The organism is Streptomyces sp. NPDC025651, from assembly GCF_055558735.1.
The window spans coordinates 390842-416477 of the sequence record NZ_JBVHLZ010000001.1 but is presented as its reverse complement, the minus strand read 5'-3'; the positions used below and the strand labels follow the sequence as shown (position 1 = coordinate 416477).

Here is a 25636-nt window from a genome sequence, read left to right as displayed (position 1 = left end):
GAGGTCGAGGCCAAGGTGACAGATCCGCCGAACGGCAGCGCCGTGCCGCCGGGTCCGCCCGGTCACGCCCCGGCCCCGGCAGGGCAGCGCCTGCCGACGATGCCCTCCGTGCCGCCGCAGGCGTCGGGCACCCCGCCCGCGCAGCCCAGGACCGCGACGCCCGCCGCCACCGCCCCGCGCCGCACCGCCTGGTCCGAGGGCGTCGACCGGCTGCGCTCCGCCGCGACCACGGAACCGGGCAGGCTGCGCATCATCGGGGCCGTCCTCGCCCTGCTCGTCGTCGCGTTCGGCGCGGTCACCACCTGGCAGATGACGGACCGCTCGGCCGCCGCGGACGACGTGCTGCACCGCAGCCAGCCGCTGAGCGCCGACGCCGCGGCCATCTACCGCTCGCTGGCCGACGCCAACACCGCGGCGTCCAGCGGCTTCCTCGCGGGCGGCCAGGAGCCCGCCGCCGTCCGCGCCCGGTACGAGCGCGACATCGAGCGCGCCTCCGAGAAGCTCGCCACCGCCGCGTCGAGCGCGGGGGCGGACTCCTCGTCGGCCTCCGCCGTCGGCAAGCTGAACAAGCTCCTGCCCGAGTACACCGGCCTGATCGAGCGCGCCCGCGCCAACAACCGCCAGGGCCTGCCGCTGGGCGGCGCCTATCTGCGGTACGCCAACGACAAGATGCAGACGCAGATGCTGCCGGCCGCCGAGAAGCTCTACAAGGCGGAGAACGAACGCCTGAGCTCCGACTACGGCAACGCGAAGCCGTATCCGTGGTTCGCCATCGCCCTCGGCGTCCTCGCGCTGGCCGCCCTCGCCTGGGCACAGCGCCGCAACTACCGGCGTACGAACAGGGTGTTCAACCCCGGCATGCTCGCCGCCACCGCCGCGGCCGGTGTCGTACTGCTCTGGCTCGTCGTCGGCCACACCTTCGCGCGCTCGGGTCTCAACGACTCGTACGACAACGGGGTCCGGTCCCTGAACGTCCTCAACGACGCCCGCATCAGCTCCCTGAAGGCCCGGGGCAACGAGAACCTCACGCTGGTCAGCCGCGGCGCGGAGACCACCGAGGTGGCCGGCGAGCTCCAGGACAAGTTCGACGTCGCCTACCGCGAGCAGATGAGGAAGCTGGGCGACAAGGACAGCGGCCTGCTCGGCAAGGCGGCCGAACTCGCCAGGGAGACACCCGGAGAGAACCCGGTCGTCGAGGCCGCGGAGAACGTGGGTGTGTGGAAGGACCGCCACAAGGTGGCCCGCGCCAGCGACGACTCCGGCAACTACCAGAGCGCGCTCGACAAGGTCATCGGGTCCAAGGGGAAGGAGCCGACCGGCGAGTGCTTCGACAACGTGGACGCGGCCCTGGACCAGGCCCTCGCCCATGAGCAGGGCGATTTCAAGCAGGCCGCCAAGGACGGCAGGGGCGCCATGAGCGGTCTCCCGGTCGGCGCGGCCGTCCTCGCGGTCCTCGGCGCGGCGGGCGCCGTGCTCGGCATCGGCCGCAGGCTTTCGGAGTACCGGTGATGGAGTCAGAGGCGGGAGGGAGCGCGCAGACGATGCGTACACGACGTGGCACGGCCAGGCTGCGCGGCTGGGGCGGGGTCGGGGCGATGGGGCTCGCCTGTGCCCTGACGGGCACGCTCGTCCTGGCGCTTGTGGACAGAGGCGACACCGAGGCGAGGGGCGCGGACCGCGGCGGCCGGGGCGCCACGACGGTCACGCAGGCGCGCGCCGGGGCCGACGACTGCAACGACCAGAGCCTGCGTCCCTCGTCCAAGGACGGCCCGACGATCGAGAAGATGAAGAACCGCGAGGTCAAGAAGCTGATCGTCGGCGTCGACCAGAACAGTTACCGCTGGGGCTACCGCGACCCGAACAAGAAGGGCGGCGAGCTGGAGGGCTTCGACATCGACCTCGCGCGCGAGATCGCCGAGGAGATCTTCGGCGACCGCGACGCGATCGTGTTCCGCGCCATCCCCACCAACCAGCGCATCCCGGCCATCAAGAACGACCAGGTCGACATGGTCGTACGCACCATGACGGTCAACTGCGACCGCCTGACCGACGTCGACTTCTCCACGGGGTACTTCGAGACCGGCCAGCAGGTGCTCGCCCCCAAGAAGTCCACGATCACGGGCTACAACGACACGCTCAAGGGCAAGAAGGTCTGCTCGGCCACGGGCTCCATCGCCCTGGAGAAGCTGGAGGAGAAGAACTTCGGCGCCGACATCTCCACCACGGTGCCCAACCAACTCGACTGCCTGGTACGGCTCCAGCTCGGCGAGGTGGACGCCGTGGTGACCGACAGCGCCCTCGCCGCGGGCCAGGCCGCGCAGGACCCGACGGTCGAGCTCAAGGGCGAGGAGCCGTTCACCACCGAGCACTACGGCGTGGCGATGAAGAAGGACTCGGACGACCTGGTCCGCCGGGTCAACAAGGTCCTCGCCGACTACCGCGACAACGACGGCTGGGAGAAGTCCTACGACAAGTGGCTCAAGGGCGGCCTCGGCAAGTCGCCGGGCCCGCCGAAGGCCGACTACCGCGACTGACGCGGAGCGGACAACTGACCTGATACCACTGAAGAGTTACGGGACGACAGAACGGCAACGCAGAGCGGAGAGGTGATCGATGAGCGTCGCGGGACCCCCCGGTCCGGTGATGGACCGGGACGAGGTGGACCGTGCGCTGGCGCGCCTCGACGCCGAGCACGAGGCGATCGAGACCTCGCTCCTCGCCCTGCAGGACCACGCCGGACGCCGCCTGCTGGAAGGCGCCCGGCTCACCGGCGTCACCCAGGAGCGCTGGATCGCCACGGAGAGCCGGATCACGCTCCTCTGGGCCTACTTCGACGCCTACGCCGGCGCCCTGCGCACCGCGCACGAGCTGCGCGAGCGCAGGCGCTGGCCCAGCCGTGACGACCTCGTCGAGCTCACGGAGCTGCTGCGCGGCGAGTCCGTGACCGTCGCGGGCGGCTCCACGGCCGGCACCGCCCCCTCGATCACCGGGCCCGCCAGACTCACCGAGCGCTTCACCCTCGAAGAGCTGGTGACCCGCATGAACGACCTGTACGCGGACTCCCTGGACATGGTCGTCGCCGCCGACGCGGTGTGGTCGGCGCTGCCCGCCCGCATCGACCTGCTCGCCGCCGAACTGGCCCGCACCCGCCAGCTCGCGCACTCCGTGGGCGTACGCCCCGGTGAGCACCCCTCGGGCGACGACCTGGAGCGCATCACGCGCACCCTCACCGCCCTGCGCGAGCAGGTGGTCTCCGACCCGATCGCCTTCTGGCAGCGCGCGGAGGGCAGTTCGGCGCCGGGAGGCGGCCGCCCGGCCACCGATCGCTACGACCGCGAGGCCCGCGCCCTGGAGGAGGTGCGCCGCGAGATCGAGGCGGTGCTCACCGTCCGCCAGGACGCCGAGGCCCGCCTCGGCAGGCTGCGCGACGTGCTCTCGCGCGCGGACCGCACCCTCGCGGAGGCCAGGAACGCCCGGGGCGAGGTCCTCGCGAAGATCGCCGCCTCCGAGGTGCCCGCGGTCAGCGGCCCGCCGACCGCTCTCCAGGAGCAGCTGGCGATGGCATCGGACTACCGCAGGAACGCCCAGTGGCACCGCCTCTCGCCGCTCCTGGAGTCCCTGGAGCAGAAGGCCGAGGACGAACTGCTGCGCGCCCGCGAGTCGTTGACCGCCGTCACGGCTCCGCTCGCGGTCCGCGCGGAGCTGCGCGGCCGCCTGGACGCGTACAAGGCGAAGGTCGCACGGCTCGGCCACGCCGAGGACCCGCTCCTGATCGAGCGGTACGACGCGGCGCGCCGCATGCTGTGGAGCGCGCCCTGCGATCTGCGGGTGGCCGAACAGGCGGTGCTCCGCTATCAGCAGGCCGCCGCGGAGGTGCTCGCGCCGAGGGTCCCGCAGCAGGGCGGGCCCACCGACCGGAGGGGGGAGACGTGACCCAACGACAGTGTCAGCGGCCCGGATGCACGGGGTCGTACGAGGACGTCGGCGGCGGCGAGCTGTACTGCGACACCTGCGGCCTCGCCCCGGTCGTCGCGCCGAACGGCATGGTGGGCTCCTCGCCCACCGGCATCACCGGCGGCGGCAAGGGGTCGCGGGGGTCCGGCAGTTCCAGCGGCCGCTCCTCCTCACGCACGTCCTCCCGTTCGTCCCGTTCGCAGTCCTCGCGCAGGTCGGTGTCGGGGCGGCTGTCCCGGTCCCTGTCGGGCAGTTCGACGTCCCGCTCGGTGTCGGTGCGCAGCTCGGGCTCCGCGGCAGGCGCGTCCGGGCGCGGGCGCCTGGGCGTCGGCCTGGTCGAGGTGCCGGACGTGCCGCGCCCCGACCCGCGCGGCGCGGTGCAGAAGAACCCGGAGGTGCCCGAGCGGAAGCGGTTCTGCTCGCGCTCGGACTGCGGGGCTCCGGTGGGGCGTGCGCGCGGTGAACGGCCGGGCCGCACCGAGGGGTTCTGCACCAAGTGCGGCCACCCCTACTCCTTCGTGCCGAAGCTGAACCCGGGCGACATCGTCCACGGCCAGTACGAGGTCGTGGGCTGCCTGGCGCACGGCGGACTCGGCTGGGTCTACCTCGCCATCGACCGCGCGGTGTCCAGCCGCTGGGTGGTCCTCAAGGGCCTGCTCGACACGGGCGACCAGGACGCGATGGCCGCCGCGATCTCCGAGCGCCGCTTCCTCGCCGAGATCGAGCACTCCAACATCGTCCGGATCTACAACTTCGTCGAGCACCTCGACCAGCGCACCGGCTCCATGGACGGCTACATCGTCATGGAGTACGTCGGCGGCAAGTCCCTCAAGGAGATCGCCAACGGCCGCCGCACGGCCGAGGGACGGCGCGACCCGCTGCCGGTCGAGCAGGCCTGCGCGTACGGCATCGAGGCCCTCGAAGCCCTCGGCCACCTGCACAGCCGCAACCTCCTGTACTGCGACTTCAAGGTGGACAACGCCATCCAGACCGAGGGCCAGCTCAAGGTCATCGACATGGGCGCGGTCCGCAGGATGGACGACGACGAGTCCGCGATCTACGGAACGGTCGGCTACCAGGCCCCCGAAGTCGCCGAGACGGGGCCCTCGGTGGCCTCCGACCTCTACACGGTCGCGCGCACGCTCGCCGTCCTGACCTTCGACTTCCAGGGCTACACGAACGTGTTCGTGGACTCCCTGCCCGACCCCGACAACATCGAGGTCTTCCGGACGTACGAGTCGTTCTACCGGCTCCTGGTGCGCGCCACCGACCCGGACCCGGCCCGCCGCTTCGCGTCCGCGCAGGAGATGGCCGAGCAGCTCACGGGCGTCCTGCGGGAGGTCGTGGCGCTGCAGACGGGCCGGCCGCGACCCGCGCTCTCCACCCTGTTCGGGCCCGAAGTGAAGGTCCCGGACACGGAGTTGTTCGCGGAGCTGGCCGGGGAGGTGTCCGTCCTGGGGGCGCGCGCCGACGCGACCCGCTCCGGGAACGGCCGGGCCCTGCCGTCCCGCGCGGGCACGATCCCCGTGGGCGCGATCTCCGCGAGCGCGGGGCTCGGCACGTCCACGGCTTCCCAGGGCACCGCAGGGACCACGTCCGCCCCAGGGGTCATGTCCATCCCAGGGGGCACGTCCGCCCCGGGAACCACGGCCCCCACAGGCTCCACGACCGCCTCGGGTTCCGCCGCCACCGGAGGCATCGTCCGCGGCATCGACGCCGCAGCGACGGCCCTCGCGCTGCCGATCCCCCTGGTGGATCCCGGCGACCCGAACGCGGGCTTCCTCGCCGGCCTCATGGCGTCCGCGCCCGCCGAGCTGATCTCCGCCCTCGGCACGGCGCCCGCCGACTCCCTGGAGCTGCAGCTGCGCGGCCTGCGCGCCCGGCTCGCCATGGGCGAACTGGCGCCCGCCGCCGAGGCCCTGGCCGACCTGGAGTTCCAGCACCCGGACGACTGGCGCGTGGTCTGGTACCGCGGCGTCGCGGCCCTGGCGACCGGCGACTTCGAGAACGCGGCGCTGTCCTTCGACGCGGTGTACGACGCCTTCCCCGGCGAGCCCGCGCCGAAGCTGGCGCTCGGCGTGTGCGCGGAGGTCCTCGGCCAGCTGGACAACGCCGCCGAGTACTACCGCCTGGTGTGGACCACCGACCCGAGCCATGTGAGCGCCGCGTTCGGCCTGGCCCGCGTGCGGCTCGCCGCCGGCGACAGGACGGGCGCCGTGCGCACCCTGGAGTCGGTGCCGGAGTCCTCCATCCACTACACCGCGGCCCGGGTCGCGGCGGTGCGGGCGCGGCTGCGGCAGCGTATGACGTCGGACACGGCGGCATCGCCGGGCTCGGCCTTCCTGGACGACCTGACGGCCGCCGCGGGGCAGGTCGAGGCCCTTGCGGGGTTCGGGCTCGACGCGGTGCGCAAGGAGCGCCTGTCGACCGAGGTTCTGGGGACGGCGCTCGACTGGGTACTCTCCGGTAGGCACTCTGGTCACGCCTCCGCGCCACCGGCCACCACCGGCACGCGGACCGTACTGCTCGGCAGCGACCTGGACGAGCGTGGTCTCCGGTTCGGTCTGGAGCGTTCGTACCGGACACTGGCCCGGCTCGCTCAGGGTGGCCAGGAGAGGATCGAACTGGTGGAGCGGGCCAACCGTTTCCGCCCCCGGACGTGGGTGTGAGTATGTCGCAGATGCCCCAGCTGTCTGCCTGCCCCAGCTGTGAGGAGCCGCTGGAGTCGGGTGACCTGTTTTGCGGTGCGTGCGGGTTCGACCTGTCGGCGGTGCCGGCGCGGCCCGACGCCTCACCCGAGGTCTCTCCCAACGGCTCCGCCGCCGCGGCGGGGCAGGCCGCCGGGCCGTCTGCCGGGCCGTCTGCCGAGTGGCCCGTCGCCCCGGACGTCGACAGCTCCGACGTGCCGGTGCCCACCCATCTCCCGACGGACCTGAAGGGCACGGACTCGGCGGGCTCCGAGCTTCCGGAGAACCCCGTTCCGCAGAGCCAGGGGGGCGCACCGGGCACCCCGGACGTCCCGGGCACCCCGGCCGTCCCGGACGCTCCGGCCACCGGTCCCGCCGAGCCGGACGAGTACCCGCTGCCCGCCCCGGCCGCCCCCGCTCCCGCCGCTGCCGCGGCGGACCCTCGTACGACCGCACCCGACCCCACGCCCCCCGCGGGCACGAAGCTCTGCGTCGCCTGCCGCTCGGGCCGGGTCGACCCGGACGGGTACTGCGAGAACTGCGGGCACGCCCAGCCGCGCGAGCGCGACCACATGGAGCAGGAGCTCGACGCGGTCGCCGCGGTCAGCGACCGCGGTCTGCGCCACCACCGCAACGAGGACGCGTTCGCGATCTCCGCGGCCGCGCTGCCCGACGGCTCCCCCGCCGTCGTCGCGATCGTCTGCGACGGCGTCTCCTCCGCGACCCGCCCCGACGAGGCCTCGCTCGCCGCCTCCCGCGCCGCCAACGAATCCCTCCAGGGCTCCCTGCCGCGCGGCACGCACCCGCAGCAGGCCATGCACGACGCGATCCTCTCGGCCGCCGACGCGGTCAACGCCCTTGCCGCGGAGCCCGCTTCGGCCCGCGAGCACAGCCCGCACCAGAACGCTCCCGCGTGCACCCTGGTCGGCGCGGTCGTCGCGGGCGGCCTCCTCGTGGTCGGCTGGGTCGGCGACAGCCGTGCCTACTGGGTCCCCGACGACCGCAGCGGCCCCACCGTCCGCCTCACCGAGGACGACTCGTGGGCCGCGCAGATGGTCGCCGCGGGCCTGATGAACGAGGCCGAGGCGTACGCCGACGAGCGCGCGCACGCCATCACGGGCTGGCTCGGCGCCGACGCGTACGAACTGGAGCCGCACACCGCTTCCTTCAAGCCGGACCGTGCGGGTGTAGTGGTGGTGTGCACGGACGGTCTGTGGAACTACGCGGAAGCGGTCGACGAGATGGCCGACGCCGTGCCCTACGACGCCGCGGACCGGCCACTGCACAGCGCCCAGGTCCTGGTCGGCCACGCGCTGGACGGCGGGGGCCACGACAACGTAACAGTGGCGGTCGTCCCGTTCCCGTTCGTGCCGCAAGGGGCAGGATCGGCCTAGAGCGGACGCACCACCCGGCGTCCGCACGGACGCTCCCGGCGCCCGCGCGGACGCGGACGGAAGCGCCAACACACGTGTCACCCCGCCGACTTGGGGGAGGCGGGGGACGACTGTCTGAGGATCTGAGGGGGAGCAGCATCCATGGCCAACTTCTCGAAGTCGAACGTGCCGCAGTTCTCGGTCGACGTCTATCAGAACGAGTTCCTGCCGGAGGGCGGCCGCGAGGTCAACGCCATCGCCACGGTCACCTCGACCGGCGGCGGAACGATCGGTTCCGCGGTCAGTGCCCCGCATCTGTACACCGCGGGGCAGAGTCCGGACGCCGCCGTGGCGATCATGGTCGACTGCTCCGGCTCCATGGACTACCCGCCGACGAAGATGCGGGGCGCCCGTGACGCCACGGCCGCCGCGATCGACGCCGTGCGCGACGGGGTGCACTTCGCGGTGATCGGCGGCACGCACGTCGCCAAGGAGGTCTATCCGGGCAACGGCCGCCTCGCGGTGGCCGACTCCCACACCCGTGAACAGGCCAAGCAGGCGCTGCGCAAGCTCAGCGCGGGCGGCGGCACGGCGATCGGCACCTGGCTGCGCCTGGCCGACCGCCTCCTGGCCTCCGCCGAGGTCGCGGCGTCCTCGGTGCGTCACGGCATCCTGCTCACCGACGGCCGCAACGAACACGAGTCGCCCGAGGACCTCAAGGCCGCCCTCGACTCCTGCGCGGGCCGCTTCACCTGCGACGCCCGCGGCGTCGGCACGGACTGGGAGGTGAAGGAGGTCACAGGGATCGCCTCCGCGCTGCTCGGTACCGCCGACATCGTCGCCGACCCGGCCGGGCTCGCCGCCGACTTCACGCAGATGATGGAGGCGGCGATGGGCAAGGAGGTCGCCGACGTCAGCCTGCGGCTGTGGACGCCGATGGGCGTGGAGATCAGGTTCGTCAAGCAAGTGGCGCCCACGGTCGAGGAGTTGACCGACCGCCGCACGGAGGTGGGACCGCGCGCCGGGGACTACCCCACGGGGTCCTGGGGCGACGAGTCACGGGATTACCACATCTGTGTGTACGTGCCGGGCGCCGAACTGGGCCAGGAGATGCTCGCGGCCCGTGTCTCGCTCGTCGTGCCGCAGAGCGACGGCAGCGTGCAGACCCTCTCGCAGGGCCTGGTGCGGGCCGTGTGGACGGACGACATGGCGGCCTCCACCTCGATCAATCCGCAGGTCGCGCACTACACGGGCCAGGCGGAACTGGCACAAGTCATCCAGCAGGGTCTGGACGCCCGCAAATCGGGAGATGTCGACGGCGCAACGGCCAAGCTGGGCCGTGCCGTTCAGCTCGCGAGCGCCTCGGGCAACGCGGATACGGCGAAACTGCTTTCGAAGGTGGTGGACGTCGTGGATGCCGCGGCAGGTACTGTTCGATTGAAGGCGAAGGTCGCCGAGGCCGACGAGATGACACTCGAGACGCGGTCGACGAAGACTGTTCGCGTGAAGAAGCAGTCGTGAAGAAGCAGAAGAAGCACTCGTGAAGAAGCGGTGACGGGGCGCGTCCGCGCCACGGTCCCCGCGACGACGTACAGCCATGACACGGCCCTCGGGCCGGTGAAGGAGAGGGGGAAGCGCCGACATGCCGACCTGCCCGAACGGACACCAGTCGGGTTCCGACGACTGGTGCGAGGTCTGCGGTCACCGCATGGCCGGTGCCGTACCACCGCCGCCCCCGCCGCCCCCCGCGGCCGGGTACGGCTATCCCCCGCCCCCGCCCGGCCAGGACCCGGGCTTCCCGCAGCCCGCTCCGGGCCGCCCGCACCTGGCCGCCGTGCCCGACCCGGCGCCCGAGGGCGAGCTCTGCCCGCAGTGCCGCACGCCCCGCGAGGCGAACGCGCCGTTCTGCGAGGAGTGCCGCTGGAACTTCCTCACGAACACCGCGACCTCGTACACCCCGGCCGCGCCGAACCCGCCGCTGCCGGGCACGCGCGGCGGTCCCGGTGCGCCTCCGCCGCACCCCGGCCAGCAGTTCCAGCAGCCGCCCGGCGGCCCGCCGGGACGTCCCGGCGGGCCCGGCCAGGACCCGTACGAGTACCAGGGCTCGCGCCCCTCGCAGATGAACCGCCCCGCCGAGCCGATCCCGCCGTTCGGCAACGGCGGGCCGCAGGGTCCCGGCCAGCCGGGGCCGCAGGGTCCCGGCCAGCCCGGCCCCGGCCCGCAGGGCCCCGGTCAGCAGGGCCCCGGTCAGCAGGGCCCCGGCCAGCAGGGCCCCGGCCAGCCGGGACCTCAGGGCCCCGGTCAGCCCGGCCCCGGTCAGGTTCCGCCCGGTCCCCCGCAGGCGTTCCAGCAGCCGGGTCCGCCCGCGCCGCCCGCGTTCCCGCAGGAGACGGGTGGCCCGCAGGGTCCGCCCCCGCCGCCGCCCGGCCCCGGTGGTCCGTCCTTCGGCGGTGGCGGTGACGACTGGGTGATCTCGCCGCCGTCGGGCCCGGCCCAGCAGGACCCGTTCCAACAGGGACCGGCCGCGCCGCAGGACCCCTTCCAGCAGGGACCCCCGCAGCCGCAGCCTCCGCAGCCCCAGGCCCCGCAGGGTCCCGGCACGTGGACGGCGACGATCGGTCCCGACCGCGAGTACTTCATGGCGATGATGCAGCGCAGCGGCCCCGAGGCGTCGGGCCTGAACCTGCCCGCGTACTCGCCCGAGCAGCAGCGCCCGCTGACCGGCAACCAGATCAGCATCGGCCGCCGGCGCCACTCCACGGGCGACACCCCGGACATCGACCTGTCGGTGCCGCCGGAGGACCCGGGCGTCTCGCACCAGCACGCGGTCCTGGTCCAGCAGCCGGACGGCAGCTGGGCGGTCGTCGACCAGAACTCCACCAACGGCACCACGGTCAACGGCGGCGAGGAGCCCATCCAGCCGTTCGTCCCCGTCCCGCTCCAGGACGGCGACCAGGTGCACGTGGGCGCCTGGACGACGATCACGGTCCGCCGCGACTGAAACCCCCGTCACGCGGGCGGTCACAGCGGCCAGACGTACGGCCCTTCGGGGTCGTCGAGCCAGGCCCACTCGTACCGCCCGCGCACGGTCACCCCGAAGCGCTCGCGCACCGGCCGCCCCTCGCGCTGCCACAGCGCGAGCGCTTCGTGCGGATCGAGGCTGCCCGCGGTCAGCTCCAGGAGGAAGCGGAAGAGCTCGCTCTGCAGGACCTTGCGCGGCAGCCCTCCGACGTGCTGATCCAGCGGGGCCCTGCCGCTGCCGCCGCGCAGCGGCACGAAGTAGGCGGGCGTGTGCAGGAAGCGCCCCTCGGCGTGCTCCGCGTCCCGCACGGTCAGCGCGATCAGGCCGGTGGCCAGCGGCGCGAGGATCCGGGCGCCGGGTCCGCACTGGGCGAGCCAGGCCCGTGGCACCGACTTCAGGGTGCAGGTGGCGATGATCCGGTCGTAGGGCGCGCGCTCGGGGCAGCCGGCCGCGCCGTCCCCGGTCACCACGGCGGGGCGGTATCCGGCGGCCGCCAGGTGCCGCCGCGCGGACTCGGTGATCTCCGGGTCCAGGTCGACGGTCGTGACGTGGTCGTCGCCGAGCCGGTGGGCGAGCAGCGCCGCGTTGTATCCGGTGCCCGCGCCGATCTCCAGGACGCGGTCCGTCTCCCGTACGTCCAGTTCGTCGAGCATCTTCGCCATCAGGGACGGCTGACTGCTGGAGGACAGGAGCTCCCCGTCGCGCACCCGGGTCGCCAGCGGCGCGTCCGTGTAGGCCCCGCGCAGCCAGCGGGCGCGGCGCGCGGCGTCGGGGTCCTCGCCCCACAGCCGCTCGTACCCGCCGCCGACGCCCACGTAGTAGTACGGCACGAACAGGTGCCGCGGCACGGCCTCGAACGCCGCCCGCCAGACGGGGGCGCCCTGCCATGCCCCGCTCGCCTCGATCTCTCGCACGAGGGCGGCCCGGGCCTCGGCCACGAGTGCAGGGTCGGGTTCCATAGGTCCACTGTGCTGCGCCGTCGCCGCCGATGCGAGTGGCGGAACGGGATGATCCGGCGGGAGATCCACCGGGCGGATCCACCGGCGGGATCCCCGGGGTCCTAAGCCTTCCGTACTCGGCCGCCCCGTCTGAGACCATGGAACGTGTGAAAGAGATCCCACACGGCACGCTTCAGGAGCAGACCTTCTACGAACAGGTCGGCGGCGAGGAGACCTTCCGGCGCCTGGTGCACCTCTTCTACCAGGGGGTCGCGGAGGATCCGCTGCTGCGGCCCATGTACCCGGAGGAGGACCTGGGCCCCGCCGAGGAGCGCCTCGCGCTCTTCCTGATGCAGTACTGGGGCGGTCCGCGCACCTACAGCGACAACCGCGGCCACCCGCGCCTGCGCATGCGGCACGCGCCGTTCACGGTCGACAGGGCCGCGCACGACGCCTGGCTGAAGCACATGCGCACGGCGGTCGACCAGCTCGGCCTCTCCGAGGAGCACGAGCGGACGCTGTGGAACTACCTGACGTACGCGGCGGCGTCGATGGTGAACTCCGAAGGCTGACACCCGGCGGCCGAAGGCTGAGGCCCAGACCTCGGAGGCCAACGCCCGGGGCCTCCGTGCCCGTTCCCTGACAACAGGTACCGGCACGGGGGTCCAGGGAGCGCCGGGATCAAGCAGGCGTAACCGTGAGCCCGCCCACCCCGGCCCGCTTCACCGCCACAGACCCATAAGCCGTACGCACCCGAAGCCACGCCCCGGACGACAGCAACGTCAGCGAATCCCCCCGCAAGAACCCCAGGGACTGGGCCGCGTGCACGGCCCGCACGGGCACCCCCGTACCGCCGATGGACCGGGACCAGATCTCCCGCCCCACCCGATCGAGCTCCGTCCGGACCCGGCGCTCCGGCGCCAACTCCCCGACGCGCGCCTTGAATTCGGCGACGGCGGCAGCCACGAGCTCCCGCACCGCGTCCATCCCCGGCAGCCCGGGCTCGACGACCCGCCACCCGCCCCGAGGCGGCAGCACCCCGGCCCAGGGCGGCCCGGTCACGGCCTGCGGCACCGCGGCAACGCCCCGGGTCTCCACGGCCTCCACCGACTCCCCCACCGACTCCAGGAACTCACCGGCGGAGACGGTGACGTCGAGCGTGGTGTCGAGCCCGTGCTCGAACGGCTTGGCGAGCCGCGCCGTCCGTACGGCAAGCACCTCGAACGACGGCGGCCGCCCGAACACGGCGAGCGTGTCCCCGGCGGCCTGCAGCCGCACCGCGGCGGCCTTGTCGTAGTGGATCAGCCGTGCCAGGAAGGCGGCGAGGTCCGCCGCCTCCCCGGCATCGGCGAAGTGGAGCCGCGCGGTCATGCGGCAAGCGCCCCCGCACCGTCGGCGTCGTCGAGGTACTCCTCCAGGACGGCCCGCTCCTCGGCGGTGATCCGCCGGGGCCGCTGCGCCTCCAGGTTGAAGGGCACGACGACCGTGGAGGCCCGCACGTAGACCTGCTCGGGGTCCTTGACCTCGTAGGAGATCGTGAGCGAGGCCGCGCCTATCTTCGTCACCCACGACTCGATGGTGACCGGCTCGTGCCGGTGCACCAACGGCCGTACGTAGTCGATCTCGTGACGGGCCACGACGGACCCGCCCGAGAACGAGGGGCTGCCGTCACCCGGCGCGATCCGGAACATGAAGTCGATCCGCGCCTCTTCCAGGTACCGCAGGAAGACGGCGTTGTTGACGTGCCCGAAGGCGTCCATGTCCGACCACCGCATGGGGCAGCTGTAGATATGCCGACTCATGTCAGTGTCAGCCCCGGGTCAGCTTCTTGTAGGTGGCACGGTGCGGACGGGCCGCGTCCGCACCGAGACGCTCGATCTTGTTCTTCTCGTACGACTCGAAGTTGCCCTCGAACCAGTACCACTTGGACTCGCCCTCGTAGGCGAGGATGTGCGTGGCGACCCGGTCCAGGAACCAGCGGTCGTGGGAGATCACGACAGCGGCACCGGGGAACTCCAGGAGCGCGTTCTCCAGCGAGGACAGGGTCTCGACGTCCAGGTCGTTCGTCGGCTCGTCGAGGAGGAGCAGGTTGCCGCCCTCCTTGAGGGTGAGCGCCAGGTTGAGGCGGTTGCGCTCACCACCGGAGAGCACCCCGGCCGGCTTCTGCTGGTCCGGCCCCTTGAAGCCGAAGGCGGAGACGTACGCGCGGCTCGGCATCTCGACCTGCCCGACGTTGATGTAGTCGAGCTCGTCGGACACCACGGCCCACAGCGTCTTCTTCGGGTCGATGTTGGCGCGGCCCTGGTCGACGTAGCTGACCTTGACCGTGTCACCGATCCGGATCTTGCCGGAGTCCGGCTTCTCCAGGCCCTGGATCATCTTGAACAGCGTGGTCTTGCCCGCGCCGTTGGGACCGATGATGCCGACGATGCCGTTGCGCGGCAGCGTGAAGCTCAGGTCGTCGATGAGGACCTTGTCGCCGAAGGCCTTCGAGAGGTTCTCGACCTCGACGACGATGTTGCCCAGGCGCGGGCCCGGCGGGATCTGGATCTCCTCGAAGTCCAGCTTCCGCATCTTGTCCGCCTCGGCGGCCATCTCCTCGTAACGGGCAAGGCGCGCCTTGGACTTGGCCTGCCGCCCCTTGGCGTTGGAGCGAACCCACTCAAGCTCTTCCTTGAGCCTCTTCGCCCGCTTGGCGTCCTTCTGCCCCTCGACCTTGAGCCGGGACTGCTTCTTCTCCAGGTACGTGGAGTAGTTGCCCTCGTAGGGGTGGGCGCGGCCGCGGTCGAGCTCCAGGATCCACTCGGCGACGTTGTCCAGGAAGTACCGGTCGTGGGTGACCGCGACGACAGCGCCGGGGTACTTCGAGAGGTGCTGCTCCAGCCAGTTCACCGACTCGGCGTCGAGGTGGTTGGTGGGCTCGTCGAGGAGCAGCAGGTCGGGCGCCTCGATGAGGAGCTTGCAGAGCGCGACGCGGCGCTTCTCGCCACCGGAGAGGTTCACCACGGGCCAGTCGCCGGGCGGGCAGCCGAGCGCGTCCATGGCCTGCTCGAGCTGGGCGTCCAAGTCCCACGCGTTGGCGTGGTCCAGGTCCTCCTGGAGCTTGCCCATCTCCTCCATGAGCTCGTCCGAGTAGTCCGTCGCCATGAGCTCGGCGACCTCGTTGAAGCGCTTGAGCTTGCCCATGATCTCGGCGGCGCCGTCCTGCACGTTCTCCAGGACGGTCTTGGACTCGTCGAGCTGCGGCTCCTGCATGAGGATGCCGACGGTGAACCCGGGCGACAGGAACGCGTCACCGTTCGACGGCTGCTCAAGACCGGCCATGATCTTCAGCACCGTGGACTTACCGGCGCCGTTGGGGCCCACGACACCGATCTTCGCGCCAGGAAGGAAGCTCAAGGTGACATCGTCGAGGATCACCTTGTCGCCGTGCGCCTTGCGCGTCTTGCGCATGGTGTAGATGTACTCAGCCAAGAGAAACCGTCCGGCAATCAGTGAGTGGGCAGATACACCCCATCTTGCCGTACGGCTAGGCCTCGGCGGAAACCAGTATGGTCCGGGGCCCGCTACCTGGACGTTCCTCCACCGCTTGCGTGGCCGGTCCGCCACCGACTGTCATCGCCGGGCACGGCGGGCGGTAGTCGTGTCGCCACCGCCCGCCGTCCCTCCGCTCGGGGCTACTCCTCGGTGGACGGCTCCGACGGGGTGCTCTTCCTGCGGAGGAAGAAGAGCGTCGCGCCGCCGAGGACGACGAAGGCCACCGCGATGCCCGCGATCAGCGAGGTGTTGCTGGAGCTGCCCGTCTCGGCCAGGTCTCCGCCGCCCGAGGTGCCGCCCGCCGACGCGGGGCTCGGTTCGGAGGCGGGGTAGGCCTGGGTGTCGAGGCCGCTGCCCTCGGTGCGGCAGTCGAGGACGCCCTTGAAGCGCTTCTCGAAGCCGTTCGGCCCCTTGATCGTGAAGTCGTAGGGCTGGTCCTCCTGGAGCGGGATCGTCACGGTCTGGGACGCGCCCGCGCCGATGGTGTGCTTGAAGCCCATCAGCCGGAACGTGAACGGCTGGTCGCCCTTGTTGCTCGCGGTGATGTCCACGCCGCCCTTGGCGCAGTTCTTCTCCGCCGACAGAGCCGGGATCGCTCCCTTGTCCGCCCAGTCCGCGGTCGCCGCCGCCGACACCGTCGACTCGCTGGAGCCCGCGAGGATCTGCGTCTGGCTCCTGGTCTCGGAGGTGAGGGCCCGCCCGACCGGCACGGTGGTCGACGCCTGGACGGAGAGCGCGGCCGAGCCGTCGGGGGCGTCCTTCGGCACGTCGAAGTAGAGCCGGCTGCCGTTGCCCGCGGACTTCGCGGGCTTGCCCTTCCTGTCGACGATCTTCACGCCGCTCGCCCTGGAGTCCACGGGCGGGGTCACCGTCACCGAGTCCGCGTCGGTCCGCACGGTGACCGGGCCGATCCGCTCCCCTGCGCGCCCCGAGACGGCGGGCGGTTCGAGCGTCAGGGACGCCTTGGGCTCGGGGCTGTTGCGCGCGCTCTCGTACAGGTAGTCGGCGAGCTTCTCGGCCTGCGGGTCGACGGCCTCGACCTTGACGTCGTCGGAGTACCGCCAGATGGCCACCTGGGTGCCGGCCGCGGCGGTCTGCTCGGTCAGGGACCGCGCGCCCGCCTTCTTCGCCAGCTCCGCGAGGTCGTTCACCTGCGGGTAGGAGTGCTGCAGGATCCAGCGGATTCTGCCCGCGTCACGGTTGGCGTTCAGCGAGGTGCCGCTCCAGGGGGTCTCCTGGTACTTGGCGTCCTTCTGCGTGGGGTTGTGGACGTCGACGCAGTACGTCTTGAGGGTGCCGCCGCCTTCCACGGACATCTCGAAGAGTCCGGCGGGCACCTGCTGGGAGCCGCCGTTGTCACGGATCACGGCCTGGTCGTAGGTCTGCAACCCGTCCAGCGTCGCGGTCGCTCCGCCCCGGTGCTGCGGCACCGCTTCCGCCGCGGCCGCGCCCGCGGTGGCTATCGCTCCCGCCACCGCCAGTCCCGACGCCACCGTCACGGCGGCGAGGCGGGCGGCGCCTCGGCTACGTATGGACAACGCAGAAAACACTGAATTCCCCTCCGGGCGGGACCCGTTCACAACGAGGGGGGTGGTCCCGCCAGCAGATTGAAAGGGGCAGGATCACCTGCCACGTGCATGGCATCACCTGCCAACTGCCCCGTGAGCTACGTCCGGCATCCTAAGGAAGCGGCACACCACGATCCCCAGTCATGCCATGCGATAACCGATCCGACTCGGAATCGTTATCCCCAACACCCGCTCCGAGCTGGGCATATCGATAAATCAACGAGATGTGCGCGCCGATATGCCGCACATCGGCCGCTCCGCGAGAGGCCCGCAGCGGGCCCGGCTGACGCCCCATCACCCCACCGGCGCGGGCTCCGATTCCCGCTCCGCCGCGGGCGCCGTCAGCGCGGAGTTGCCCCTGGCCACGCGCCGGAACGCCGCGGTGCCCCGCGACAGATCGTGCCCGATGGCCAGCGCCTCGATGTCCGCCGACGTCCAGTGCTGGCCGCCGCGCTCCTCGTCCCGCACCTTCAACCGCCCCTGCACGATGACGGGTTCGCCCACCGCGAGCGATCCCTGGACGTTCGTACCGAGCGCCCGCCAGGCCCATACCGTGAAGAAATTGGTGTGTCCGTCGTTCCAGGTGTTCTTCGCGCCGTCGAAGTACCGCGCCGTCACCGCGAGCCGGAACCGCGCGACCGGTCCCGACGGCAACTCCCGGTACACCGGCGTCGTCGCGACGTTCCCCACCACCGTCACCAGCGTCTCGTTCATCCCTGGTCCCTCCCCCGCATCGTCTGCCTCCGCCGCCGCGCCCTCCGCGACCGCGTTCTCAGACTGCACCGGCCGCCCCGATCCCGCTGAGCCCTGTGCACTACCGCGCCGTTGTGGAAAACCCCGTCACCCGAGAGGGGGACGCGCCCCCGCAACCCGCACGTACTGCTCCCTGACCTCCCGATACCGCAGCAGCTCCGCCGCCACCGGATCCAGGACCCGCGCCCGCCCGCACCCGGCAGCCGCCTCCCGCAGCCGCCGTTCCGCCTCGTGCCCGTACCGACGCGCGGGCCCCCGCGCCGCCATCCGGCTCGCCCACTCCACGCACGGACCGCCCATGATGCCCATCAGCATCAGCAGCGCCGGCACGCCCAGGTTCGGCTGCGCGACCCCGACGATCTGCCCCACCAGCCAGACCCCGCCCACCACTTGAAGCATCGTCATGGCCGCCTGCGCGAGGACCGCGACCGGCCACCAGCCGGGCCGCGGCGGCCGCCCGCCCGGCACCCCCGCCGTGACCGCCAGTTCGTCGAGCGCCTCGGGCAGCCCTTCGGCCCCGCGCACCGCGGCCTCCCGCACGGCCTGTCCCCAGGGTGCGGGAAGCCCCGTCGCCGCCTCGTCGGCCACCGTGCGCACGGCGTGCTCCACGCGCTGGCGCGCCGTCGCCTCCTCGTCCACCGGCGCCTGCGCGAGAGGCCCCGCCGGACCCTGAGGCGAGCGCTGCGCCTCGTACCACCGCCACAGCCTGAACCACGGGTCGCCGCACGCCTTGCCCGCGTTCCTGCGCCAGGCCCGCTCGGCGGCGTCGCCCGCGGCGGTCGCGCCCACGGCGTCGGCGAGCCGGTCGGAGAACTCCTCGCGCGCCTCCTCGCTGAGCCCGATCCGCCCGCGGCCGCGGCCCTGCTGCGGCCCGGCGACGTACACCGGACGCAGCCGCTCCGCGGCGGCGTCCAGGTCCGCGGAGATCCGGCGGGCCGCGGCCCCCCGCTCCTGTGTGAACTGGCCGAGCGCCTCGCGCAGTTCACCGAGCCCCTCACCGGTCAGCGCGGAGAGCGAGAGCACCGTGGCGCCGGGCTCGCCGTGCTCGCCGAGCGCGATGCCGTCCTCGTCCAGGAGGCGCCGCAGATCGTCGAGGACCTGGTCGGCGGCGTCCCCGGGGAGGCGGTCGATCTGGTTGAGCACCACGAAGGTGACCTCCGCGTGGCCCGCCAAGGGCCGCAGATACCGCTCGTGGAGCATCGCGTCGGCGTACTTCTCCGGGTCGACGACCCAGATGACGGCGTCCACCAGCGCGAGGATCCTGTCGACCTGTTCGCGGTGCTCGCCGACCGCCGAGTCGTGGTCGGGCAGATCGACCAGGACGAGCCCCTGGAGCTCGTCGGCGCCGGGCCCCTGGAGCGGGCGCCTGCGCAGCCTGCCCGGGATACCGAGCCGGTCCAGGAGCCCCGCTGCGCCGTCCGTCCAGCTGCACCCGATGGGCGCGGCGGTGGTCGGCCTGCGTACGCCGGTCTCCGAGATCATCACGCCGGCCAGCGCGTTGAAGAGCGTCGACTTGCCGCTGCCGGTGGCGCCCGCGATGGCGACGACGGTGTGCTGTTCGGAGAGCCTGCGCCGGGCGGCGGCCTCGTCGAGGACGCGGCCCGCCTCGGCGAGGGTGCCGCTGTCGAGGCGGGTGCGGGAGAGCCCGACGAGCTCGCGCAGCGCGTCAAGGCGGGCGCGCAGGGGTCCTTCGTACGAAGGGTACGAAGGTGAGGTCCCGGAGGGCACGTACGCGCGCGTGCCGGTGCTCGTGTCCGTCTCGGTGGCCCGGGGCCCCTCGGCGACGCGGCGCGCGATGAGGCCGTCGTCCCAGGCCCGCTCCGAGCCGCTGCCGGAGCCGGTGTCGGGGTGCTCGTCGTGCTCGCGTTCGGCCGGGTCACTGGGGTTGGCGTGATCGGCGTGATCAGTGACGGCGGTCACCGCGGTCACCTCTCCTTCTGCAGTACGGACAGGGCGGCGATCAGCTCGGCCTGGGGTTCGGGGTGGACGTCGAGGACGTCCAGGGGGGCGAGCCTGCGCTCCCGCTCGGTGGCGAGGACCTTCTCCAGGTAGTCGGTGAGCAGGCGCCCGCCGCGGTCGCGCAGCCGGACCGCTCCCTGGGCGCCGATGCGTTCGGCGAGGATCTCTCCGGCCGCGCGGGCCCTGCGCCCGCCGAGCAGGGCCGTGGCGAGCAGGGCCGCGACGACCTCGGGGTCGGGGAGGGCGTTCTTGTCGACCCGCTCCAGGCCGCGCACCTCGTCCTCCGCGTACTCCTCCAGGACGCGGCGCCAGCGGCGTACCGCCATCCCGATGCGGTGTTCGGCGCTCTCCACCTCCGGGTCGCGGTCGGCGAGGCCGGGCGCGGCGGCCGCGGGTTCGCGGCGCCAGGCCTCGTCGATGCGCTCGTCGGCGGCGGTGACGGCGCACAGCAGCAGCGCCTCCAGGCTCTCGGCGATGGCGTCGAGCAGCTCGCCGGGACCGCAGTCCAGCGGGTAGCTGCGCCACCGTTTCAGGGCTCCCCCGGCGAGCACCCCGCCCGCCTGCAGACGGCTCCGCACGCGCGCGTGCTCGCTCTCGTACGCCTCGTCGACGGCGGCGGTGAGCCGCAGCGCGGCGGCGTACTGGGCGGCGACGGCGCCCGCGAGCTCCGGCATGCGGGAGTTGAGGGATCCGATGACTCCGTGGGCGGTGCGGGCGACGGCGTGGGCGCGGGCCGTGGGTTCCTGGACGCGGTGGGTGAGCCAGGCGCGCAGCGGCGCGACGGCGGTGGCGGGGAGCAGCCCGCCGCCGCCCGCGGACTCGGGCAGTTCGGGCACCGTGAAGCGCGGCACGTCGCCGAGGCCCGCCTTGGCGAGCAGCGCCCCGTACTGCCGTGACACCTCGGTCGCCACCTGGTGGGGGACGCGGTCGAGGACGGTGACGAGGGTGGCGTCGTGCTCCTTGGCGGTGCGCAGGAGGTGCCAGGGCACGGCGTCGGCGTACCGGGACGCGGTGGTGACCATGACCCAGACGTCGGCCGCGGAGATCAACTCGGCGGCCAGGACGCGGTTCTCGGCGACGAGCGAGTCGACGTCGGGTGCGTCGAGGAGGGCGAGGCCGCGCGGCAGGGTCTGCGCGGTCTCGATCCGCAGGGCGCGCTCGTCGTCGAGCCCGTCCCCGATGCCGCCCCCCAACCCGTCCCCGATCGCCGCGACGTCCTCGTCGCCGTCCGTCTCGCCGTCGCCCTCGCCGCACGCCCCGTCGTCCTGCTGGGGCACCCACACGCGCGTGAGGTCGGGCAGGACGCGCATGCCGGCGAACCAGTGGTGGTCGTCGGGGTGGCAGACGAGCACGGGCGTGCGCGTGGTGGGCCGCAGCACCCCCGCCTCGCTGACCTGCCGCCCCACCAGGGAGTTCACGAGCGTGGACTTGCCCGCGCCGGTGGATCCGCCGATGACGGCGAGCAGGGGCGCTTCGGGCGCCTTGAGCCGGGGCACCAAATAGTCGTCGAGCTGCGCCAGCAACTCGTCCCGGTTGGCACGCGCGCGTGGCGCCCCCGGCAGGGGGAGCGGAAAGCGTGCGGCGGCGACACGCTCGCGCAGGGCGGAGAGTGCGTCAAGCAACTGAGGCCGTACGTCCAAGGTCACCACATGCGAAGAATGCCCAATTTTGGCGGCTTTCTGAAGCATATGGGGGCCTCTGCGCGCCGATCGGACACAGGGGATGGAAGGGGAGACCGGGGCGCAGGCATAACGAGTGCACAACACCCGGGGCGTGAGACGCCAAAAGCGATGCGAGATTCGCACCTGCCTGCGATTATCAGGACCGCTTCACCGAACCTCCACATCACGGCACGTAGGCGAAGCACCAGGGACAGGGACCCGGGAGCCCTATCCTTGTCCCCGGCAAGGTCACGGATCTCCCCCACATCCGGGCTCCATGCCACCGGCCACACCCGGCCCCCGTAGCTCAGTGGATAGAGCAGGCGCCTTCTAAGCGCTTGGCCGCAGGTTCGAGTCCTGCCGGGGGCGCACAGTACTCAGCAGGACAAGGACGGTTCCCGGCCCGTCGCCGAGCCCCCGGCGACTAGGCTTGCCGCGTGGCCGAGGTCAGATCGCGGCCCGTCCACACCGGGGCGGCACCGTCCGGGGTGGGCATCGGAACCCCTCGGGAAGATTGCCTTGGCTCTCAAGAAGTCCGATCTCTACAGCTCGCTCTGGAAGAGCTGTGACGAGCTGCGCGGCGGCATGGACGGCAGCCAGTACAAGGACTACATCCTCACGCTGCTCTTCGTGAAGTACGTCTCCGACAAGGCCAAGGCCGACCCGGACAGCCTCATCGAGGTCCCGCCGGGCGGCTCCTTCGACGACATGCTGGACGCCAAGGGCAGCAAGGACATCGGCCCCCGCTTCAACGCCGTCATCCGTGCGCTCGCCGAGGCCAACGACCTGCGCAACGTCATCGACCTGGCCGACTTCGCCGACGAGGAGAAGCTCGGCAAGGGCAAGGAGATCCAGGACCGGCTCTCCAAGCTGGTGGCCATCTTCGACGACCTGGACTTCCGCGGCTCCCGCGCCGAGGGCGACGACCTGCTCGGCGACGCCTACGAGTACCTGATGCGCCACTTCGCCACGGAGTCGGGCAGGAGCAAGGGGCAGTTCTACACGCCGGCCGAGGTCTCCCGTGTCCTGGCCAAGGTGGTCGGCATCGACAAGGACACCCTCCAGGACCAGACGGTCTACGACCCGACCTGCGGCTCGGGGTCGCTGCTCCTGAAGGTCGCCGCCGAGGCTCCGCGCGGCATCACGATCTACGGCCAGGAGAAGGACAACGCCACCTGGGCGCTGTCCAAGATGAACATGATCCTCCATGGCCGCGCGGAGGCCATGCTGGACATCGCCAAGGGCGACACCCTCACGAGCCCGCAGTTCACCGTCGACGGCGAACTGAAGACCTTCGACTTCGCCGTGGCCAACCCGCCGTTCTCCCTCAAGTCCTGGAGCAACGGCCTGGAGGAGGAGTACGGCCGCTTCGACCACGGCCGTCCCCCGAAGGGGAAGGGCGACTACGCCTTCCTGCTGCACATCCTCAAGTCCCTCAAGGACACCGGCAAGGCCGCGGTCATCCTGCCCCACGGCGTGCTCTTCCGCGGCAAGGCGGAGGCCGACATCCGCCGGTACCTGCTGGAGCAGCGGTTCATCAAGGGCATCATCGGCCTGCCCCCGAACCTCTTCTACGGGACCGGCATCCCCGCCTGCGTCATCGTGCTGGACAAGGAGGGCACCGAAGACCGCACCGGCGTCTTCATGGTCGACGCCTCGAAGGGCTTCGTGAAGGACGGGCCCAAGAACCGCCTGCGCAGCCAGGACATCCACAAGATCGTGGACGTCTTCACGCGGCAGACGCCCGTCGAGCGCTACGCGCGCATGGTCCCCTTCGCCGAGATCGCCGACCCGAAGAACGGCCACAACCTCAACATCCCGCGCTACATCGACTCCTCCGCGCCCGAGGACGTCCAGGACCTCCACGCCCATCTGCACGGCGGCATCCCCGACCGCGACCTCGACGCGCTCGACGGCTACTGGGACGCCTTCCCGCACCTGCGCGGCCAGCTGTTCAGGACGAACCGCCCCCGCTACAGCGACCTCACCATCGACGTGGACGGGATCCAGCAGGCGATCCTCGACTCCCCCGAGTTCCAGGAGTTCACCGACCGGGCCCGCGCCCTCACCGCCGAGTGGTTCCGCGCGCACCGCGACCGGCTCGCGTCCGTCGACGCCGACACCCAGCCGGGCGATCTGATCGCCGCCCTCAGCGACGATCTGCTCGCCCGCTTCAGGCCCGTACCCCTGCTCGACGAGTACGACGTCTACGAACAGTGCATGACGTACTGGGACGACGTCATGCACGACGACATCTTCATGATCATGAACGATGGCTGGCTCGGTGCCTCCAGGCCGCGCAAGGTCATGGTCGACAAGGACCGCAAGCTCTCCGAGACGCCCGACCTCACCGTGCGCGCCGGGCGTGGCAGCGTCAAGTACAAGATGGACCTCGTCCCGCCGCCGCTGATCGTCGCGCGCTGGTTCGCGAAGGAACGGGACGAGGTCGACGCGCTCATGACGGCGGCTCAGGACGCGGGGCGCCTCGTCGAGGAGTACGTGGAGGAGCACGCCGTCGACGACGGGCTCCTCGCGGAGGCCATGGAGGACGGCAAGATCAACAAGGGGCTCGCGTCGGCCCGTCTGAAGGACGCGCGGCAGGAGGGCGCGGACGCCGAGGACGAGATCGGGGCCCTGACGCATCTGATCAAGCTGTACGCCGCGGAGGCCAAGGCGAAGAAGGCGGCCAGGGAGGCGGAGGCCGCGCTCGATCTGGCGACCCTGGAGAAGTACGGCGAACTCACCGAGGACGACGTGAAGTCCCTCGTCCTCGACGACAAGTGGCGGGCCGCCGTCACCACGCGCGTGACCCTGGAGGTCGAGGCGCTCACGCTCGCCCTGGTGGCGCGCATCCAGGAGCTCGGCGCGCGGTACGCCACCACGGTCGGGGACCTGCGGACGGAAGTGGCGCGGATCGAGGCGCGGGTCGCCGCGAACCTCGCCGCCATGGGGGTCGGCTGATGGCCCGGCAGATCCCCGCCGACGGCGACCGGCAGGCGCCCGACGGCGGCGCGTGGCCTCTCGTCCGGCTCGACCACGTCGGCACGATCGTGACGGGGAGCACGCCCCCGACCCAGGACCGGTCGAACTACGGCCGCCACCGGATGTTCGCGGGGCCCGCGGACCTCGGCCGCACCAAGTACGTGACCAGGACCGCCAAGATGCTGTCCGCGCGCGGCTTCGCGCGTTCCCGTCGCGTGCCCGCCGGGTCCACGCTCTTCGTGTGCATCGGCTCCACGATCGGGAAGGTCGGGCTCGCCGCCGTCGAGCTGGCGACGAACCAGCAGATCAACGCCATCGTCCCGAACGACAAGGTCGACCCCGAGTACCTCTACTACGCGGCGACCACCCTGTCGGCGCTCGTCCGGGAGAGGGCGGGCGAGCAGGCCGTACCGCTGGTCAACAAGTCCGACTTCTCGGCCTTCGAGATCCTCCTGCCCCCTCTGGAGGAGCAGCGGCGGATCGCGGCGGCGCTCCAGGAGGCCGACCGCCTCGTCGCCGCCCTCGAAGACCTGATCGCCAAGAAGCAGGCGGTCAAGGAGGGGGTCATGCAGGAGCTGCTCACCGGCAGGAGGCGCCTGCCCGGCTTCGGCGAGCCGTGGACGACCCGCCGCCTGAGCGATCTGCTGACCTACGAGCAGCCGGGCCCCTATCTGGTGCGGACGTCGAAGCAGCTCGACGCCGGGCGCGTGCCGGTGCTCACCGCGGGCAAGACCTTCGTCCTCGGGTTCACCAACGAGACCCACGGCGTCTACCGGGCCCGTCCGGCCGATCCGGTCGTGATCTTCGACGACTTCACGACGGCGTCCAAGTACGTCGACTTCGACTTCAAGGCGAAGTCCTCGGCCATGAAGATCCTCAAGCCCAGGGAAGGGGTCGACCTGCGCTTCGTCCACGGGCGGATGCAGCTGATCGACTTCCCGCTCGGCGACCACAAGCGGTACTGGATCTCGGAGTACGGCAAGCAGGAGATCGAGGTCCCCGGCGAGGACGAACAGGCGGCCGTCGCGCGCGTGCTCGCCGACGCGGACGACGAGATCGAGGCGTTGGAGGTCCGCGTCGCCAAGGCCAGGGACGTCAGGCAGGGCATGGCGCAGGAACTGCTCACCGGGCGGACACGGCTGCCCGTTCAGGGGGACGTCCAAGGAGGCGTCCAGGGGGAGGACACCGTATGAGCGAGGACA

17 protein-coding genes, 1 tRNA gene and 1 pseudogene are annotated in these 25636 nt (G+C 72.0%); 11 read left to right on the top strand and 8 right to left on the bottom strand.

Annotated features, from left to right (window positions below; translation table 11 throughout):
• Positions 1–15 precede the first annotated feature (15 nt).
• The 7 genes from ACZ4D5_RS01800 (at position 16) to ACZ4D5_RS01770 (ending at position 11015) form a co-directional block, all read left to right on the top strand.
• Positions 16–1509 carry a hypothetical protein gene (locus ACZ4D5_RS01800; RefSeq protein ID WP_467770339.1) on the top strand — a complete coding sequence of 498 codons (1494 nt, stop codon included), beginning with the start codon at positions 16–18 and terminating at the stop codon, positions 1507–1509.
• A 32-nt stretch (positions 1510–1541) separates the two neighbouring features.
• Complete coding sequence (locus ACZ4D5_RS01795) at positions 1542–2534, top strand: glutamate ABC transporter substrate-binding protein (RefSeq protein WP_467770338.1); 993 nt, start codon at positions 1542–1544, stop codon at positions 2532–2534.
• A 79-nt stretch (positions 2535–2613) separates the two neighbouring features.
• Entirely contained in the window at positions 2614–3933 is a 1320-nt protein-coding gene (locus ACZ4D5_RS01790) for a coiled-coil domain-containing protein (protein WP_467770337.1), read from the top strand.
• Positions 3930–6623, top strand: coding sequence for a serine/threonine-protein kinase (locus tag ACZ4D5_RS01785; RefSeq protein ID WP_467770336.1), 2694 nt, complete (start codon positions 3930–3932; stop codon positions 6621–6623). Before ACZ4D5_RS01790 ends, ACZ4D5_RS01785 begins: the two co-directional genes overlap by 4 nt.
• A 2-nt stretch (positions 6624–6625) precedes the next feature.
• Complete coding sequence (locus ACZ4D5_RS01780) at positions 6626–8035, top strand: PP2C family protein-serine/threonine phosphatase (protein WP_467770335.1); 1410 nt, start codon at positions 6626–6628, stop codon at positions 8033–8035.
• 141 nt (positions 8036–8176) lie between these two features.
• The gene (locus tag ACZ4D5_RS01775) at positions 8177–9535 is read left to right on the top strand and encodes a vWA domain-containing protein (RefSeq protein WP_467770334.1); all 1359 of its coding nucleotides are present in this window, start codon (positions 8177–8179) and stop codon (positions 9533–9535) included.
• A gap of 121 nt (positions 9536–9656) precedes the next feature.
• Positions 9657–11015: an FHA domain-containing protein gene (locus tag ACZ4D5_RS01770; protein WP_467770333.1), complete on the top strand. Its 1359-nt coding sequence runs from the start codon at positions 9657–9659 to the stop codon at positions 11013–11015.
• 20 nt (positions 11016–11035) lie between these two features.
• Here ACZ4D5_RS01770 and ACZ4D5_RS01765 read toward each other — a convergent pair whose 3' ends face one another.
• Complete coding sequence (locus ACZ4D5_RS01765; protein WP_467770332.1) at positions 11036–11995, bottom strand: methyltransferase domain-containing protein; 960 nt, start codon at positions 11993–11995, stop codon at positions 11036–11038.
• A 137-nt stretch (positions 11996–12132) separates the two neighbouring features.
• On the opposite strand from ACZ4D5_RS01765, the gene ACZ4D5_RS01760 reads away from it, so the two are divergent.
• Positions 12133–12546 carry a globin gene (locus ACZ4D5_RS01760; protein ID WP_362339287.1) on the top strand — a complete coding sequence of 138 codons (414 nt, stop codon included), beginning with the start codon at positions 12133–12135 and terminating at the stop codon, positions 12544–12546.
• A gap of 109 nt (positions 12547–12655) precedes the next feature.
• Here ACZ4D5_RS01760 and ACZ4D5_RS01755 read toward each other — a convergent pair whose 3' ends face one another.
• The 7 genes and pseudogenes from ACZ4D5_RS01755 to ACZ4D5_RS01725 all read right to left on the bottom strand — a co-directional run bounded on the left by ACZ4D5_RS01755 (position 12656) and on the right by ACZ4D5_RS01725 (position 21479).
• Entirely contained in the window at positions 12656–13345 is a 690-nt protein-coding gene (locus tag ACZ4D5_RS01755) for a DUF8010 domain-containing protein (protein WP_467770331.1), read from the bottom strand.
• The gene (locus tag ACZ4D5_RS01750; protein ID WP_362339282.1) at positions 13342–13776 is read right to left on the bottom strand and encodes an acyl-CoA thioesterase; all 435 of its coding nucleotides are present in this window, start codon (positions 13774–13776) and stop codon (positions 13342–13344) included. The genes ACZ4D5_RS01755 and ACZ4D5_RS01750 overlap by 4 nt, the downstream gene beginning before the upstream one ends.
• A gap of 7 nt (positions 13777–13783) precedes the next feature.
• Complete coding sequence (gene ettA, locus ACZ4D5_RS01745) at positions 13784–15448, bottom strand: energy-dependent translational throttle protein EttA (RefSeq protein ID WP_467770330.1); 1665 nt, start codon at positions 15446–15448, stop codon at positions 13784–13786.
• Between the two features lie 203 nt (positions 15449–15651).
• A complete protein-coding gene (locus tag ACZ4D5_RS01740) occupies positions 15652–17049 on the bottom strand; it encodes a Cys-Gln thioester bond-forming surface protein (protein ID WP_467770329.1) in 1398 nt (465 codons plus the stop codon).
• 324 nt (positions 17050–17373) lie between these two features.
• Positions 17374–17793, bottom strand: coding sequence for a single-stranded DNA-binding protein (locus tag ACZ4D5_RS01735; protein ID WP_467770328.1), 420 nt, complete (start codon positions 17791–17793; stop codon positions 17374–17376).
• A gap of 126 nt (positions 17794–17919) precedes the next feature.
• Positions 17920–19527 (bottom strand): annotated as a pseudogene (locus tag ACZ4D5_RS01730) (GTPase); the annotation flags it as partial.
• A gap of 230 nt (positions 19528–19757) precedes the next feature.
• Complete coding sequence (locus ACZ4D5_RS01725) at positions 19758–21479, bottom strand: GTPase domain-containing protein (RefSeq protein ID WP_467770327.1); 1722 nt, start codon at positions 21477–21479, stop codon at positions 19758–19760.
• A 269-nt stretch (positions 21480–21748) separates the two neighbouring features.
• On the opposite strand from ACZ4D5_RS01725, the gene ACZ4D5_RS01720 reads away from it, so the two are divergent.
• The 3 genes from ACZ4D5_RS01720 to ACZ4D5_RS01710 all read left to right on the top strand — a co-directional run bounded on the left by ACZ4D5_RS01720 (position 21749) and on the right by ACZ4D5_RS01710 (position 25627).
• Positions 21749–21821 (top strand) — tRNA-Arg (locus ACZ4D5_RS01720).
• A 150-nt stretch (positions 21822–21971) separates the two neighbouring features.
• The gene (locus ACZ4D5_RS01715) at positions 21972–24413 is read left to right on the top strand and encodes a type I restriction-modification system subunit M (protein ID WP_467770326.1); all 2442 of its coding nucleotides are present in this window, start codon (positions 21972–21974) and stop codon (positions 24411–24413) included.
• Positions 24413–25627 carry a restriction endonuclease subunit S gene (locus ACZ4D5_RS01710; RefSeq protein WP_467770325.1) on the top strand — a complete coding sequence of 405 codons (1215 nt, stop codon included), beginning with the start codon at positions 24413–24415 and terminating at the stop codon, positions 25625–25627. The genes ACZ4D5_RS01715 and ACZ4D5_RS01710 overlap by 1 nt, the downstream gene beginning before the upstream one ends.
• Positions 25628–25636 lie beyond the last annotated feature (9 nt).